The sequence below is a fragment of the Faecalimonas canis genome, assembly GCF_054601575.1.
In genome coordinates this window covers 34905-49575 of record NZ_BAAHSI010000011.1, presented here as the reverse complement: position 1 = coordinate 49575, position 14671 = coordinate 34905, and the positions used below count along the sequence as shown (strand labels likewise).

Here is a 14671-nt window from a genome sequence, read left to right as displayed (position 1 = left end):
TTCCTTTACAATTCGTATCGTCTGCTAATTTCTTCCAAAAATTCATCCGCAAGATATTGGTTGAGTTTTCCCCATGTCTTTTCATTTTGTATCAGTTTATCCCCACCTTGATACTGTATCCACGCCATTGCACACCAAGTTATCCCACGCAGACAGTTGATTGGAAGAAATAACTTCAATCTTTCCTCTAAATCCCCCACTTCAATGCGATTTCCAACCTGTTTTCTATATTCTTGTACAAAGTCGTCCATTTCCTCTTCAGACAAAATAACATCCGTCTTCCAAAAAGTCGTTGTCGGAGCTAAAAAATGCCCTAAATCTTGCGCCATATCTCCCAAAAGCGCCTTTTCCCAATCTACAAGGTAATTATCTTTTCCTGCTCCATTTATAAGGAAATTACCTGAATTTAACTCAGTGTTAATACAGCAGACCTGACCATCATATGTTTTTGCCATGGTAAGTTTTTTTTCCCCACTTTCAAGCATTTTCTGTATTTTTATCTTTTTCTTCTCTTCTCCGAGAGGTGATTTATTATATATTTCTATCATCTCGTTGCATTCATCTAAGATAGCGCGCAGACAATCTTTCGGCGAAAGAAGAATACGATTCTTCTCAATCGGCATAGAATGAATATCTGCCAGACATTCCGCCGCTAACTTCATATCTGTTCGATAATTTAAAGGTCTTCCCTCCAAAAACTCCATAACCATTACGCCATATTCAATATCTTCCCTCGTATCATCTACGAAAATCGGACGAGGTGTCCTTTTACTGTTCTGAAGAAGTTTCAACGTTTCGTATTCATACACAATTTGATTATCCAAATGCATCTGACTTCCCGTATTGATTCGCAGAACAAGTTTTTCCTTTGTATTTGGATGACAAAACCAATAATTCACATTGTACTCTCCCTGTCCGAGTAAATGTAATTCTAATCGTCTATCTTCTGCTGAAATCCCCAACGCCTCGCAAAATCGCCGGCTTCGCACATAACGTTGTACCTTCTTCTCCATCTTTCTTATCTCCCTCTATTTCCGGAAACAGTTCCCCGTGTATCTCTTCCACATCTTTTTTAACGTCAATTCCCTCTACGATTTCCTCGTAATCTGTAAACGGGACATTCGGATCAACCGGTTTTCTCACCTGCGGTTTAATCTGTCTTGGATACGGCTTAAGTATTTCAACCTTATAAGACATGGCATCTTTGCCATAATCTACAATTTCTTTTGTTTTAAAGTTTGTTTCCACCTGTGAAAATACACTGTCTATAATTTTATCCATCTGTGAAAACTTCGCCTCTTTTAACTTGCCTAACATCTTTGTGATAACTTCCTGTTGTCTGCTCCCTCTCTTCACATCTCCGCCTTCTGTCACACGGATTCGACAGTAGCCTGTCGTCTGCACACCGTCCAACAGCTGATTTCCCGCTGCCGTCACTTGTTTAGGTTGTTTTCCCATCAATTCCGCAATCCCCTGTGCATAACCATTAATATGAGGAATTTCATCCGGCTGTATATTTATCTCAATACCGCCAAGAATATCAATGGCGTCTGCCATCGCCTTAAAATTAATAGAAACATATTTCTCAATATTTAAACGCAAAGTTTCATTTAAAACAGAAATCGCTTTTTCCGGTCCGCCTTTCGCATAGGCGTCCTTCATCTTAATATCCTTTCCGTTATGTTTCATCATTGTATTTCCATATACGGAAAACATTCTAACTTCCTTCGTCTTTTTATTTAGGCTTACAACATACACTGCGTCACTGTCCACAACAGACTCCTGTGGGCTTGTCACATTTACCCCGAACAACGCCACATTCAAATAATTATCTCCGAGTTCCTTGTCCACCTCTTTGGAAATATTAAGTTTAGTTGTATCTACTTTTCCTTTTTTTATTTTAGAAAGTTTCGTTCCGGCATAAACGCCTACGCCCACAAGCAAAGCAAGAACTACCGCAATACAGCCGATAATAATTTTTTTCTTCTTATTTTTGTTTTCTTCCATGTTCTCTTCTCCTCCAATACTCTTTATCCCAACTCCATTGTTTCACTAGCATTCTTGGAAACACTTTATAATGCTTCCCACATTCAAAAGCCACATATCTGACACCGCTCATCAAAAATAACCGTGGCAATAAATCTGCCCTTTTTTTCTTCAGCAGATAAACTGCCGTATATCTTACAAGCCGTACTCCCTCTTGTTCCGAAGACAATCCTTTGAAAATCTTCTCATACTGCCGATGAACAACACCAATATCAAAATTTCTCTTCCACTGGGTACGATAGCCATAATAGTGTGAATGAAATACTTTTGCCTCCGCACAGTAAATCACGTTCGCGCCCAACATCAACGCTTTTCCCGCAAAAACACTGTCCTCACTGAGCAAAATATCCCGCTCAAATCCTCCGACTTTCTCATACCAATCTCTTCTGTATGCGGCACATACATTTGAAGTAAAGCAATCCTTAATTCCTCCGTTTTTTAACTTCTTTCCTGTTTTTTTCTCAGTTACCGACGGATAGTTAAAGTATCTTCCGTATTTTTCTATCTCATCGCTTGTCCGAAACGGAATCTGTCTGGCATATACCACAGCGTTATTTTCATTTTTTATACAACTTATCAATCTCTCTGCCAATCGGTTATCTACAGGCACTGCATCCTGCACAAGAAACAGAAAATAGTCCGCATCACTTGTCTTTGCCCAATCATGTCTTGTCCCTCCATGGTTAAAACTTTCCCGTGGAATACGTCTAATTTCCACTTTTTTCTTATTCACAAACCACTTTTCCACTTTTTCTCCATTCCAAGTGGAATCCACCGATAAAACAAGAGTAATTCTCCGAATGTCCACCGTCTGTTTTAGCAGACGCTCCACACATTTTTGCAGACGCCCGTCCGGTTTCCATACAGGAATCATTACATCTACTATACACATATTCTTATTCCTCTGTTACAATAATACTAATTCTAAGTTAAAGGAAAGTTATGATGAAACTCAATATTATTATTCCAAACTATAACGGCAGACGCTTTCTCTCTGCCTGTTTACATTCTCTGACAAAACAAACCTTTACGGATTTTGACGTCATAATTGTGGACAATGCATCTTCCGATGACAGCATACGCTGGTTATCCGATAATTATCCTGATGTGCATATCATTGCACTGTCTGAAAACACAGGATTTGCCGCCGCTGTCAATGTGGGAATATGCCACTCAAAGAGTCCGTATATTATGGTTTTAAATAATGATACCATACTTGCCCCCGATTGTATTGCCAATCTTATCTGTACAATGGAAAAAAGTGCTAAAATTTTTTCCGCAGGTGCAAATGTCCTCACTCTAAAATCTCCTCATCTTACAGATACAAACGGAGATTTCTACAGTATACAAGGATATGCGTTCTGTCGCAGTCAGGGATTAAATCCTTCCCATAAAACTTCTTCCGCAGTTTTCTCAAACTGTGGCTGTGCCGTTATTTACAGACGCTCGCTCCTTCGCCGTGTCGGACTTTTCGATAAGTCTTTCTTCGCTTATCTGGAAGATGTAGACCTCGGCTTCCGTGCAAAAAGACTTGGCTTTCAAAACGTCCACTGTCCAACTGCTATTGTATATCATCATGGCAGCGGAACAACCAAGGCAAAATATACTTCTTTTAAAGTATATCACTCTGCACGGAACAACATATGGCTCAGAAAGAAAAATCTGACAAAATTCCAGCGTACTATCCATGCCCCTTTCTTCTTTGCAGGAATGATTGGGAAATATATCTATTTCCGTAAATATCATCTCCATACCTACTATAGAAAGGGCATTATAGACGGTTTACGCACAAATCTAACCATTTCCGAACCGGATTTTCGGTCTTTTTGTCGAACAGAACCGTGGATTTGGTACGGTACATTTCTCTATCTCTTTCAATATATCAAAAGACGTCTACTGTCTTAACGAAAAATCGTGTCTGTCCAGAGCAAGATTTGGATTGTAATTTCCATCTCCGTTTTCTAAAAATACTTTCCATCTTCTCTGGAAATACTCGATTTCTCTGCGAAATCTTTCTATTTTTTCCTCCGTATCCTCAAGTCCTCTCGTCTTAGACTCATCGTGATACCATACCGAAAACGGATTGTAAACAACCAAATATCCTTTTTCTCCCACTCTTAAGCAGAAATCCGTATCATTAAAGGCAACCTGTAATTCTGTATCCATTCCACCCACCTCTTCATAGACGGATTTTTTCACCATCATACACGCCGCCGTCACCGCACTGTAATTCTGCACACAAGTCATACGGCAAAAATATCCCGGTTCTTTTTTATCTGCTCCGAGAAAGGCATGTCCTGCTACACCGCCCAAACCGACAATTACCCCTGCGTGCTGTACTGTGTCATCGGGATAGAGAAGTTTTGCTCCCACAATTCCCACATCTTTTCGCATACAGTAACCAAGCATTTCTCTTATACTTTCCGTACGCTCAAGCCATGTATCGTTGTTTAAAAGAAGAAGATACTCCCCATTCGCCTTCTGCACCGCAAAATTTTGAATGGCAGAATAATTAAAATTCCCCTTATATTCATATACAAAGATATTTTTATGTGCCTCCATAAGTTTCTTATAATATCCCCAAGTTTCCTCTTCTTCGCTATTGTTTTCCACAATCACAATCTCATAATGTTGATAATCTGATTTCTTCTGAATAGACTTTATGCATCTTTCCAAATCTTTCACATGATCTTTATTTGGAATGATAATAGAAACAAGAGGTTCTTCTTTCAAATGATATATAGAGTGATAAAATCCTGGTGAAAGAAACTCAATATCCGCATCAATTCCTACTCGTTTATAGTGTGCCTGAATTGCATTTCTCCCCGCCTCATAGGCATATGTCTTACTGTCCGGATTACCCGCAACAGAATTAGGATGTATCCTCCAATGATACAATATTTTCGGAATGTGCAAAATATTTTTCGTCTGCTCCACACACCGCAAGATAAAATCATAATCCTGCGAACCGTTATATTCCGGACGTAGATAACCAACTTTTTCAAACAATGTCCGTTTCACCACATATAAATGGCACATATAGTTTGCGCTCCGCAATAAATCTATATTAAAATCCGGCTTAAAATGAGGCTGATAATACTCTTTTCCATCCATAGACACCTTATCTTCATCCGTATAAATAATGTCCGTCTTTGGAAATGTGTTGACCGCTTTCGTACATTCATATAATGCATCAGGCGATAGCGTATCATCATGGTCTGCAAACACAATGAAATCGCCCTCCGCCCTCTTTAACGCCTCATTTGTATTTTCTGAAATCTGCAACTGTCTGTCATTTTCTATAATATGAATACGACTATCTTTCTTCGCATATTTTCGCAGTTTCTCCCGTAAAGGAGAGTCCTCTCCACTTCCATCTGATAAATACAACTGCCACTTCGGATATGTCTGCTCTTCCACAGACTGAATAAATTCTTCCAAATAAACAAGAGGTGTCTTATACAGCGGTACAACAATAGAAAACTCCGGCTCATACGGAAATTTCATCTTTCTCTGCATTTCCAACTGTTTCCTATTTGGAAAATATTTCAGACGAAATGTTTCGTAAGTCGCCCGCTCTTTCTTTGTCAGTTTTTCCATTCCCCTTCGGATTGTCCGCCTTATTCCAAACTGCTGATAATACACTTTTGATTTAAAGCCGATCTCCTTTAATTTACGATACCCCTTATATAAAACAGATTGAGAAACTGACTTCTTTTCCGACTTCATCTTCCCGTCACACTGTACGGTTATCAAAAGTTTTCCCTGCTGCTTCTCATCCGTTTCCACGATAAATCCGCGAATCCATTCTCTCTCACATTCAGGATATACCCTCTCCACATCCGGTCTTCTCTGAAAAGAAATCTTCTCCTTGTCAATAGTATTTCCATTAATTGCAATGGAATAATTCTTTTTTGCAATACACCAGCCCCGCACAATAAGACCTGTTCCTCCAAAAGCAATCTCATCAATATTCATTTCCACACGATTTTCCAGTTTCCTTAGAGTGTCTGTATCCATACAGAAAATTTCCTTTAACTCTAATCTTTCCCTCTCAAAAACCCGCAGTTTTTCGTATGTCGTATACTTTTCCGGAAGTGTAATCCAATAAAATACTTTTTCATCACTCTCCCCCTGCTCAATATATGCTTTTGGCGTCTTAATCGTTTTCTGTTTCTGCACTGTAACTTTTAATGCTGTATAATCTAAAGAAACTAACAGTTCTCTATTTTTTTTACTGCCCTCATGCCAATGTCCGCAAATTAAAAATGTATTTTTCTCCGCAGTGTGAAATCTGGCGTACTGTATATAAAACCTGTTTTCCACTTATATTTCTCCTCGCAATAAATACTCTCTCGTCACTTCTTCGCATGGTCCGTCCATTTTAACCTGCCCTTTCTCGAGCCAAACCGCTCTTGAACAGACTTCTCTCACCTGTTCTATATTGTGTGAAACAAGTAAAATCGCCGTTCCTTTTTCCTGCATTTCTCTTATACGCCTTTTACACTTTTCCTGAAATGTAAAGTCTCCAACGGAAAGAACCTCATCCACAATCAAAATATCCGGTGTACCGAAAGTCATTACGGAAAATGCAAGCCTTGCCAACATACCTGATGAAAAATTTTTAATCGGGGTATCCATAAATTCTTCCAAACCGCTGAAATCCACTATTTCTTCATAATGTTCCTTCATCACAGCTCTGCTGTATCCCAAAATCGCCCCATTCAGCCATATGTTCTCCTTCGCAGTTAAATCTATATCAAATCCTGCTCCCAGTTCAATTAGAGGGGCAACTGAGCCGTTTACGACAACTTTCCCCTCTGTCTGTCTAAGCACTCCCGCCAAAATCTTCAGAAACGTACTTTTTCCGCTTCCGTTAAGCCCAACAAGCGCCACACTTTCTCCCTTCTGCATTTCAAACGAAACATGGCGTAATGCCCAAAGACTGTCATAAGAAATATGCCCTTTGATTTTCTTCACAAAGTATTCTTTTAAGTTATCCACCTTTTCCGATGCCATATAAAACTGCATGGAAATATTTTCTACTTGAATAATCGGTCTGCTCATATTTCCTCCTATAAATCAAGAATAAACTTTTGTTGCCTTCGATGAAACACCATAGCCCCCGCCGCCCAAATAACAACTGCCGCCCAAAAACAATATGCCATATCCGCACTGTTCGGCACTGCATTTTCTATAATAATCATTCTAAATGATTCTAAAATTCTCGTAATCGGATTATAACTCACTATGTCTTTTATATACTCCGGCAAAATAGAGAACGGATAGATAACCGGCGTCAGATAAAACAACGCCGTACAGAATACACTATATAAATGAAGTACATCCCTAAACCGCACCGCAATGGCAGAAAGAAAAAGTCCCACTCCAAATGAAAGCAAAATCAGACAAACAAAAGGAAAAACTGCCCACACAAGCGTAAATGACAATTTTTCATTTGTCAGCAGCATTACGACAAGAAGCGCTATAAATGATGCAAAAAGATTTACTGCCCCTGATAAAATCTTCGCCAAAACAAGCATATATTTAGGAAGATACACTTTCTTAATAAGAGAACCGTTTCCCAAAATCGCCATCATGCAATCTGTCGTAGCCGTCTGATAATAATTGAAAATAACCTGTCCGCTCAAAATATAAATCGCATAATTTTCAATATCAAAACGAAACAATTTTGAAAAGACAAGATATAAAATCATCATCATCAAAAGTGGATTTAAAACAGTCCACAAAACGCCCAAAATTGATCTTCTGTATTTGATTTTAATGTCCCTGCTCACAAGTTCATACAACAGAGATTTGTATTTCCACAACTCTTTCATCTTTTTCTCTCTTACTCAAAGAAAAAGAGGTTACTCTCCCACACGGATAACACGCATGGAAGGAACACCTCTCTCTCCTATTCTACTTCTCCAACTACTGCCCATCTCCAAAATGACTGTCCATAACTATATGTATGCTCATATCCGCACATTTCCAAAACAAGTTGTACATATGCCGAACGGATTCCTCCCGTACAATACGTTACGATTTCATCATCCTTCTTTACACCTTTATCTTCAAACATTTTCACAATGCTATCTTTATCCTTTAATGTACCGTCCTTTTGGAATAAATCTACATATGCAATGTGAACAGCGTTCGGAAGATGTCCTCCTTTTGCCTCATCATATAAAATTGCTCCATCGTATTCCTCTTTTGTACGGACATCTATTATTTTATAATCATCATAATTTTTTTGCAGTTTCTCTGTCATAATATCATGTGATGTATCCAGTTCTTTTACTTTTATATCTGATTTTTCCGGCTTTGACGCCCCGAGTTTCATCGATACCCCGATGTCTTTCATTGCCGTAATTCCGCCATCCACAATCTTCACATCTTTACAACCTGCCTGTCTTAATTCCCAAAGAACTCTTCCGTCCTCTCCCCAACCGTCTTCCGGTTGTCCGAGAACAATAATCTCTTTGTCCTTCTCAATTCCAAGTTCCTGTAAACGCTTTGTCAGTTCTTTCGGCTCAGGCACAAGTCCCCAGTTCTCATCTCCCGCCTTACCTTCCTGACAGGTAGACAATGACTGCCAATCAGTCACAACTGCACCTTCAACTGTTCCTAAAAGCGCTTTTTTTGTTCCTCTGGCATCTATAAATAAAACGTCATCATCCTCCAACTTTTTCTCAGCCTCTTTTGCACTGATAATAAATTCTCCCGTAAATGTTGATGAACCGTCTGATTTCTCCGTCTTATGACTCTTATTTCCACATCCCGATAAAATAACAGAAATAGCCAACGCTACACTACATAAAATAACTCCTGTTTTTCTCATTTTTTCCTTCTCTCTTCCTGCATTTTTAATTTTTCCAACAAAGCCTCTTCTAAAAGAAACATTGTATTTTTGTGCGTTTCTTTCTCTTCCCGCAATTCCTTTTCTTTCACGGTTAAACACAGTTCCGTTTCTATCATCTTTTCTTGTATCTCTTCGATATGATTTTTCTTGCTTTCCAGTTCCTCTTCCTGTTCTTTTATCCGGTTCTGTGCTTGTTTCAATTCATCCTGCAGTTCTCTTCTAAATCTCTGTAATCCCTGCGTATACTCTTTTTCTTTTCGTAATTGCTCATGCAAAACCAGAATTTCGTGATCCCGCTCTGCCAATTTAACATGAATCCCGAAATCCATATAAAAATGCCCTAAATTCCATTCATAAATATCCTGCAATTTCACATGATATTTCTCTCTTAAAATAGAAACCACTTCTTGATTTCTCAACAATTCTTCAAATTTTTCAATTCCTAATATATGAAAATCCGGCAAACCTTTTGCACAATGCAATAATAAAAAAGCCTTTTCAATCTCCAATTCTAAATGCGAACCTGCATCTTTATTTCGGAAGCAATCTCCGAAAAATTTTATCACTTCTTCATCGGATAAATCTTCAATAAATTTACGCCGAATAATCATATGTTCATTTAAAAATCTTGCTGCCTTTAATTCATCTGCTCCGCTAATCTGATCCTGCGGATTTTTATAGCATCTGTAATGCACCAACTCTTTATCAATGACATGAATGGGATAATAACGCACAATTCTAAGCCACAAATCCATATCTGCTGACTGACAGTATAATAAATTAAAATTTCCAACTCTGTCCAAAACATCTTTTCTGACAACTGCAGAAGGGTGACTTAAACAGTTACCTTCAAAAATAAACTGTTGAATCCACTCTTTCTGCGTATAGAAATTTTTCATAAGCAATCCTGATAACATATCGAACTGTTCTTTCGCACTTTCCCCATTCTCGTCAATCACATCTGAATAGGTAAAACACGCTCCGCATTCCTTTCGATTTTCCAGATAATTCATTTGTAGTTCTAACTTGTCCTTTTCCCACAAATCATCACTTGTGGCAAACGCCACATATTCACCTTTTATCTGTTGCAGTCCATAATTTGCCGCCATACAATAAAACTGATTTTCTTCTAAGAAGAAAATCTTTATTCGCCTGTCCGTATATTCTTTTAATAATTCTTTCGTACAATCCGTAGAACCGTCATCTACAATAATCAGTTCAAAATCCTCATACGTCTGTTGTAATATATTATCCAATGTCATTCTCAACGTTCCTGCACGATTATATGTACTTAAAACAATGCTGACCATACTTTATTTCTCCTAACCAATTTAATATTGACACAATATATGTACAATATCAAATTGGTTTTTTCTATAGATTTTTATATATAGATATTTTCTATATCATTTCATTCAAAATATCTATCGCTTCTTTTGCCAGTTTCGGACAAAAACCTAACATACGTCCGCTGCTCAATGCCTCCTCCAACTCTTCCGGTTTAGAAACATCATAACCAAGCAACGCTCTACAATTCACCGTTACGTATTTTTTCATAAATTTTTCTCTAAATTCTCCGCTCTTTTCTGCCATTATCTCTTTCTGTTCCAACAGATTTTCTTCTTTACTGTGTCCATATTTCAATCCAAGCACCATTAATGCTCCCGTTACAACCCCGCATACTTCTCCCATCATCATTCCGCCGCCAAAACAGGCCGATACTCTGTTCGCCTCATCTACCGTCAATCCTAATTTATCCGAAAACGCTCTTAAAACTACCTGTGAACAATCGTATCCTTTCATAAATTCTTCTTTAATCATTTCTTCTGTCATTTTCTACCTCCTAAATATCTTCTCAATCTGTCTTTCCAATGGGGTAAAATCACACTACATTTTAGTCTGCTGTCAGTCGGTCTTTTTGCTTTCTGTAAAAATTCCTCACTGGAAACCGGAAGAACATCTATATCTTTTTCTAATTGTTTAAAGATTTCTTTTGCAAACTCATACCATGTACAATCCCCATCATTTGCCACATGATATATACCATACTTCTCTGCTTCGAGCAAATCAACGATAACCTCAGCCAAATCCCAAGCATATGTAGGTTTTCCAAACTGGTCATTTACCACTTTTAGCGTTTTTCCCTCTTTCGCGAGTCTGCACATTTTCTTTACAAAGTCATTCTCTGAATTTCCAAATATCCATGATGTTCTAACAATAAAATATTTTTCTACTTCTTCTTGGACAATCTCCTCCCCCATGTGTTTACTCCAACCATACATATTCAACGGATTCTTCTGCGTGGCAATACAATATGGGGGGGTTCCTTCCCCATCAAACACATAATCTGTGCTGATATAAACCATCTTTATCTTCTTTCGTTCACACGATCTTGCAATATTTCTTGTCCCGTCTATATTTATTTTTCCACAAAGTTCCCGTTCTTCTTCGGCTTTTTCCACATTAGTATAAGCTGCACAGTGTATAACTGCATCCATATCTCTCTGAGAAAAAATATCTTCAACCGCCCGTTCATCCGTAATATCCATATTTCTTTTATTTGTCGGGATAATCTCGTAACCTCTTCTACCCAGCACTTCCACAACTGCTTTGCCAAGTTGTCCGTCAGCCCCTGTAACTAATACTCGCATCCGCAGGAAAACTCCTTCCATGTCTGCCATTTTTTATCTTTCTCAGACAAAATCAACTTTCCTTCATCTTCAACCTGCCAGTCAATCTGTAAGTCTTTATCATTCCACAAAATACCGCTCTCTTCTTCCGGATAATACTTTTCACTACATTTATATAATATTTCTGCATCCTTAGACAGTACGATGTATCCGTGTGCAAAGCCTTTCGGGATAAATAACTGCTTTTTACTCTCAGCAGACAATTCAATACTAAACCATTGTCCAAATGTCGCTGAGTTTCTTCTTATATCTACAACCACATCTAAAATCTTCCCGTGCAATACGCTAATTAATTTATCCTGCTGATGCTTCTTTTGGAAATGTAATCCCCGCAACACATCTTTCTTTGAATATGCAAGATTATCCTGCACGAACGTGCAGGTAATTCCCGCTTGGCTATATATGTCGTATTGGTACCCTTCCATAAACCAACCTCGATTATCCCCAAACACTTGCGGTTGCACGACTTTTATCCCCTGTAATTTTGTTTCTGTTACTTTTATCTGCGACATATACTCTCCTTTTTTCAAATGCCAAAGAAAATCTACTACATTAATGGTGCAAACAGAAAGAAAATACATTCCATTATTCTCTCTTTTCTACTACGATTTTGAAATTGCTCCCAAGTATACGGAACACTATTTAAAATATCTTCATCATATATTTGATTATATTTCTGTACTAACTGATTTTCATAGAATACTCCGCATACCTCATCATCAACCATCAAACTTCTCATATCCATATTTACAGAACCAATACAGCATAATTCTTCATCAATAATCATTGTCTTCGCATGAATATATCCTTTATATTTATACACTTTTATTCCGTATTCCAACAACTGCCCGCTATAATAATTTGTAACCGGATCTAAAAAGAAACTTGCTTTAATTCCCGGAATCATCAACTCTATTTCCACTCCTGAAGCCGCTGCTGTCTTAAGCGCATCTAAAACTGAAGCATCCGGTATAAAGTATGGTGATTGAATACGAATACGTTTTTTTGCACTTCTAATCATACTCAGATAACACATCTTAACGGCTTCCTTATCCGTATCTACACCACCAACAATAAATTGACATAAAGATGAAGTCATCTCATATTCTTCTACTTTCATCTTATTTATATAGGAAATCGTATGCTGCCAATCACATCGTTTAATTGAACATAACCAATCTTTTAAAAAATATGTATTCAAAACAGATGTACATGCTCCCTCCAAACGAATCTGTGTATCTCGCCACGGATTTTTGATTTTATCCATATTTGCATACTGTTTTCCAATATTCATTCCACCTATATACGCTATTTTTTTATCAATAGATACAATTTTTCTATGACTTCTATAATGTGTAAAATACGGTTTCACACGTACAACTTTTCCGCCTGCATCAACAAGTGGTTGAAACATCTTTTTCGGAGTAGATAAATTGGCAATAAAATCACACATTACCCATACTTCTACTCCTTCTTTCGCCTTCTCGGTAAGAAGTTCTACAAATTTTTCCCCAACCACGTCATGATGAATCGTATAAAATTCTATAAAAATACATTTTTTAGCACAAGTAATATCCTGAAATAATTGCGTATAATGACTTTTCCCATTTGTATAGAAATCAGACTTGTTATAACAGGTAAGTTCACTTGCATTATAAACCGTATTAAATCTAATAACCTGTAAATCCGATTCAGAAACCTGACTTTCATCAATAGAAACTGACGGTAATAATTCCACATTATACGGCTGTGCATTCAACTTCTTTTTACGAATTACAGTTGTCAACTTAATTGCAACGGTGCTTCCGAAAATAAGATATAAAATTGTTCCAAAATACGGAAGGCAAATCATAATTACCACCCATAGAAGTGCTTCTGTGGGACGTTTCCGTTCTACAAAAATTACCATAAGAATCAGCAAAATATAGATTATAAATAATATTAAATGTAACAATTTATCACCTTCCTATTCAATTATATTTACCGCTTTATAGGATATTATATCACATTTTTATCTCTAACAAAAAAGGAAATGATTTTCATCATTTCCTTTACAACCGTTCCCTGCGAGAATCGAACTCACAACTAGTGCTTAGGAGGCACTTGTTATATCCATTTAACTAAGGGAACTCAATTTGAGAAGAAACCTTCCGATTTCTTCTCATCTTTTATATTATACCGAAATTAATGCGACCTTGCAACCATATATTCCCTTTAAATCGCCTTCTGATTTCCGGTTCTCCCATTACGCTCTTCTTTGGAACACACACATCAAAAACCAATTCATTTACGTCCAATGTAAATATATATAATTCCTCATTTGTGTAAGAATTATGTATTTCTTTTATGCCCAAAATTGTTCCCATAATGGAATATCTGTCACACTCTACACCATACGGCATAAAGTAGGTATCTACAATACTAAATATGTCCTCTGTAATCAACCTTTTAGATACTTGAGAATAAATATCAATATCATCTAATGTAAGGCTTTCAATCGCCTGTTGATCTCCGCTTTTTGCAGCGCTCATCAACATCATTCGATTTCTCGCATCTTCCTGACTTCTCTGTTCCTGCAATTCATCCTTTTGAATAGGAAATAAAATTGTTCCGCTTTCTGCAAGTGCGGATAACGTAACGGAGATAGAATTTTTCTTAATATGTCCAAGACGTTTTTCTCTTCGATATTCCACCATATTCTGCAAATGAAAAATAAGACTTACTCCTACTTTCATTTCCTCACAGAGTCCGGCATACATTTCTTTCTCCATACGTTTTTCCAAAATTACATCGGCATAACTTGTAACTCCCGTTCCTTCGAAATAAGGATAGTAATATTCCCTTTCAAACTTACCGTCCTCATTGATTTCACCACAAACGGTTATTCCTATATTATCCCCAAATTCTTTTTTTCTCTCGCAATAATCCACATTTTCTTCCAGAGTAATCCTCTGCTCTATAGAAAAATCATTTTCTACAGCCGATACTATTTCTTTTAATTCTTTTCTTGAATGTAAATCTGAAAATCCAATTGCTTTTAAAAATTCATGCACTTTATTTCCGCCTTTGT

Annotated in this window: 14 protein-coding genes and 1 tRNA gene; 1 reads left to right on the top strand and 14 read right to left on the bottom strand. The window is 37.4% G+C overall.

Annotated features, from left to right (window positions below; translation table 11 throughout):
• Positions 1-5: 5 nt before the first annotated feature.
• From ACYPXO_RS03580 to ACYPXO_RS03570, 3 genes are read right to left on the bottom strand one after another with little or no spacing between them, the layout of a single operon-like run.
• Entirely contained in the window at positions 6-1013 is a 1008-nt protein-coding gene (locus ACYPXO_RS03580) for a phosphotransferase family protein (RefSeq protein WP_459639312.1), read from the bottom strand.
• Positions 940-2007 (bottom strand): LCP family protein, encoded by a 1068-nt coding sequence (locus tag ACYPXO_RS03575; protein WP_459639311.1) that lies wholly within the window; start codon positions 2005-2007, stop codon positions 940-942. Before ACYPXO_RS03575 ends, ACYPXO_RS03580 begins: the two co-directional genes overlap by 74 nt.
• A complete protein-coding gene (locus tag ACYPXO_RS03570) occupies positions 1988-2938 on the bottom strand; it encodes a glycosyltransferase family 2 protein (protein WP_459639310.1) in 951 nt (316 codons plus the stop codon). Before ACYPXO_RS03570 ends, ACYPXO_RS03575 begins: the two co-directional genes overlap by 20 nt.
• Positions 2939-2988: 50 nt before the next feature.
• Between ACYPXO_RS03570 and ACYPXO_RS03565 the strand changes: the two genes are divergently transcribed.
• Positions 2989-3951: a glycosyltransferase family 2 protein gene (locus ACYPXO_RS03565; protein ID WP_459639309.1), complete on the top strand. Its 963-nt coding sequence runs from the start codon at positions 2989-2991 to the stop codon at positions 3949-3951.
• On the opposite strand, the gene ACYPXO_RS03560 is transcribed toward ACYPXO_RS03565, so the two are convergent.
• The 11 genes from ACYPXO_RS03560 to ACYPXO_RS03510 form a co-directional block, all read right to left on the bottom strand.
• Entirely contained in the window at positions 3940-6372 is a 2433-nt protein-coding gene (locus ACYPXO_RS03560; protein ID WP_459639308.1) for a glycosyltransferase family 2 protein, read from the bottom strand. The two genes, ACYPXO_RS03565 and ACYPXO_RS03560, sit on opposite strands and share 12 nt — an antisense overlap.
• Entirely contained in the window at positions 6373-7113 is a 741-nt protein-coding gene (locus ACYPXO_RS03555; RefSeq protein WP_459639307.1) for an ABC transporter ATP-binding protein, read from the bottom strand.
• Positions 7114-7121: 8 nt separating this feature from the next.
• On the bottom strand, positions 7122-7886 hold the full coding sequence (locus ACYPXO_RS03550) for an ABC transporter permease (protein ID WP_459639306.1): 765 nt from the start codon (positions 7884-7886) through the stop codon (positions 7122-7124).
• 77 nt (positions 7887-7963) lie between these two features.
• A complete protein-coding gene (locus tag ACYPXO_RS03545) occupies positions 7964-8890 on the bottom strand; it encodes a sulfurtransferase (protein ID WP_459639305.1) in 927 nt (308 codons plus the stop codon).
• Positions 8887-10221, bottom strand: a complete 1335-nt coding sequence (locus ACYPXO_RS03540) for a glycosyltransferase family 2 protein (protein WP_459639304.1) — start codon at positions 10219-10221, stop codon at positions 8887-8889. The genes ACYPXO_RS03545 and ACYPXO_RS03540 overlap by 4 nt, the downstream gene beginning before the upstream one ends.
• Positions 10222-10312: 91 nt before the next feature.
• Entirely contained in the window at positions 10313-10744 is a 432-nt protein-coding gene (locus ACYPXO_RS03535; protein WP_459639303.1) for a C-GCAxxG-C-C family protein, read from the bottom strand.
• Complete coding sequence (rfbD, locus tag ACYPXO_RS03530; RefSeq protein ID WP_459639302.1) at positions 10741-11562, bottom strand: dTDP-4-dehydrorhamnose reductase; 822 nt, start codon at positions 11560-11562, stop codon at positions 10741-10743. Before rfbD ends, ACYPXO_RS03535 begins: the two co-directional genes overlap by 4 nt.
• On the bottom strand, positions 11550-12113 hold the full coding sequence (gene rfbC / locus ACYPXO_RS03525) for a dTDP-4-dehydrorhamnose 3,5-epimerase (RefSeq protein ID WP_459639301.1): 564 nt from the start codon (positions 12111-12113) through the stop codon (positions 11550-11552). The genes rfbD and rfbC overlap by 13 nt, the downstream gene beginning before the upstream one ends.
• A gap of 35 nt (positions 12114-12148) precedes the next feature.
• Positions 12149-13555 (bottom strand): cardiolipin synthase, encoded by a 1407-nt coding sequence (gene cls, locus ACYPXO_RS03520; RefSeq protein ID WP_459639300.1) that lies wholly within the window; start codon positions 13553-13555, stop codon positions 12149-12151.
• A gap of 104 nt (positions 13556-13659) precedes the next feature.
• Positions 13660-13731: transfer RNA gene (locus tag ACYPXO_RS03515), tRNA-Arg, on the bottom strand.
• 38 nt (positions 13732-13769) lie between these two features.
• On the bottom strand, positions 13770-14654 hold the full coding sequence (locus ACYPXO_RS03510) for a DUF3881 family protein (RefSeq protein ID WP_459639299.1): 885 nt from the start codon (positions 14652-14654) through the stop codon (positions 13770-13772).
• Between the last annotated feature and the right edge of the window lie 17 nt (positions 14655-14671).

Bases quoted from the DNA above. Each gene is read 5' to 3' on its own strand.
- ACYPXO_RS03555 (WP_459639307.1), bottom strand. From the start codon at position 7,113: ATGAGCAGACCGATTATTCAAGTAGAAAATATTTCCATGCAGTTTTAT.
- ACYPXO_RS03540 (WP_459639304.1), bottom strand. From the start codon at position 10,221: ATGGTCAGCATTGTTTTAAGTACATATAATCGTGCAGGAACGTTGAGA.
- rfbC (WP_459639301.1), bottom strand. From the start codon at position 12,113: ATGTCGCAGATAAAAGTAACAGAAACAAAATTACAGGGGATAAAAGTC.
- ACYPXO_RS03570 (WP_459639310.1), bottom strand. From the start codon at position 2,938: ATGTGTATAGTAGATGTAATGATTCCTGTATGGAAACCGGACGGGCGT.
- ACYPXO_RS03580 (WP_459639312.1), bottom strand. From the start codon at position 1,013: ATGGAGAAGAAGGTACAACGTTATGTGCGAAGCCGGCGATTTTGCGAG.
- ACYPXO_RS03550 (WP_459639306.1), bottom strand. From the start codon at position 7,886: ATGAAAGAGTTGTGGAAATACAAATCTCTGTTGTATGAACTTGTGAGC.
- rfbD (WP_459639302.1), bottom strand. From the start codon at position 11,562: ATGCGAGTATTAGTTACAGGGGCTGACGGACAACTTGGCAAAGCAGTT.
- ACYPXO_RS03565 (WP_459639309.1), top strand. From the start codon at position 2,989: ATGATGAAACTCAATATTATTATTCCAAACTATAACGGCAGACGCTTT.
- ACYPXO_RS03545 (WP_459639305.1), bottom strand. From the start codon at position 8,890: ATGAGAAAAACAGGAGTTATTTTATGTAGTGTAGCGTTGGCTATTTCT.
- ACYPXO_RS03535 (WP_459639303.1), bottom strand. From the start codon at position 10,744: ATGACAGAAGAAATGATTAAAGAAGAATTTATGAAAGGATACGATTGT.
- ACYPXO_RS03575 (WP_459639311.1), bottom strand. From the start codon at position 2,007: ATGGAAGAAAACAAAAATAAGAAGAAAAAAATTATTATCGGCTGTATT.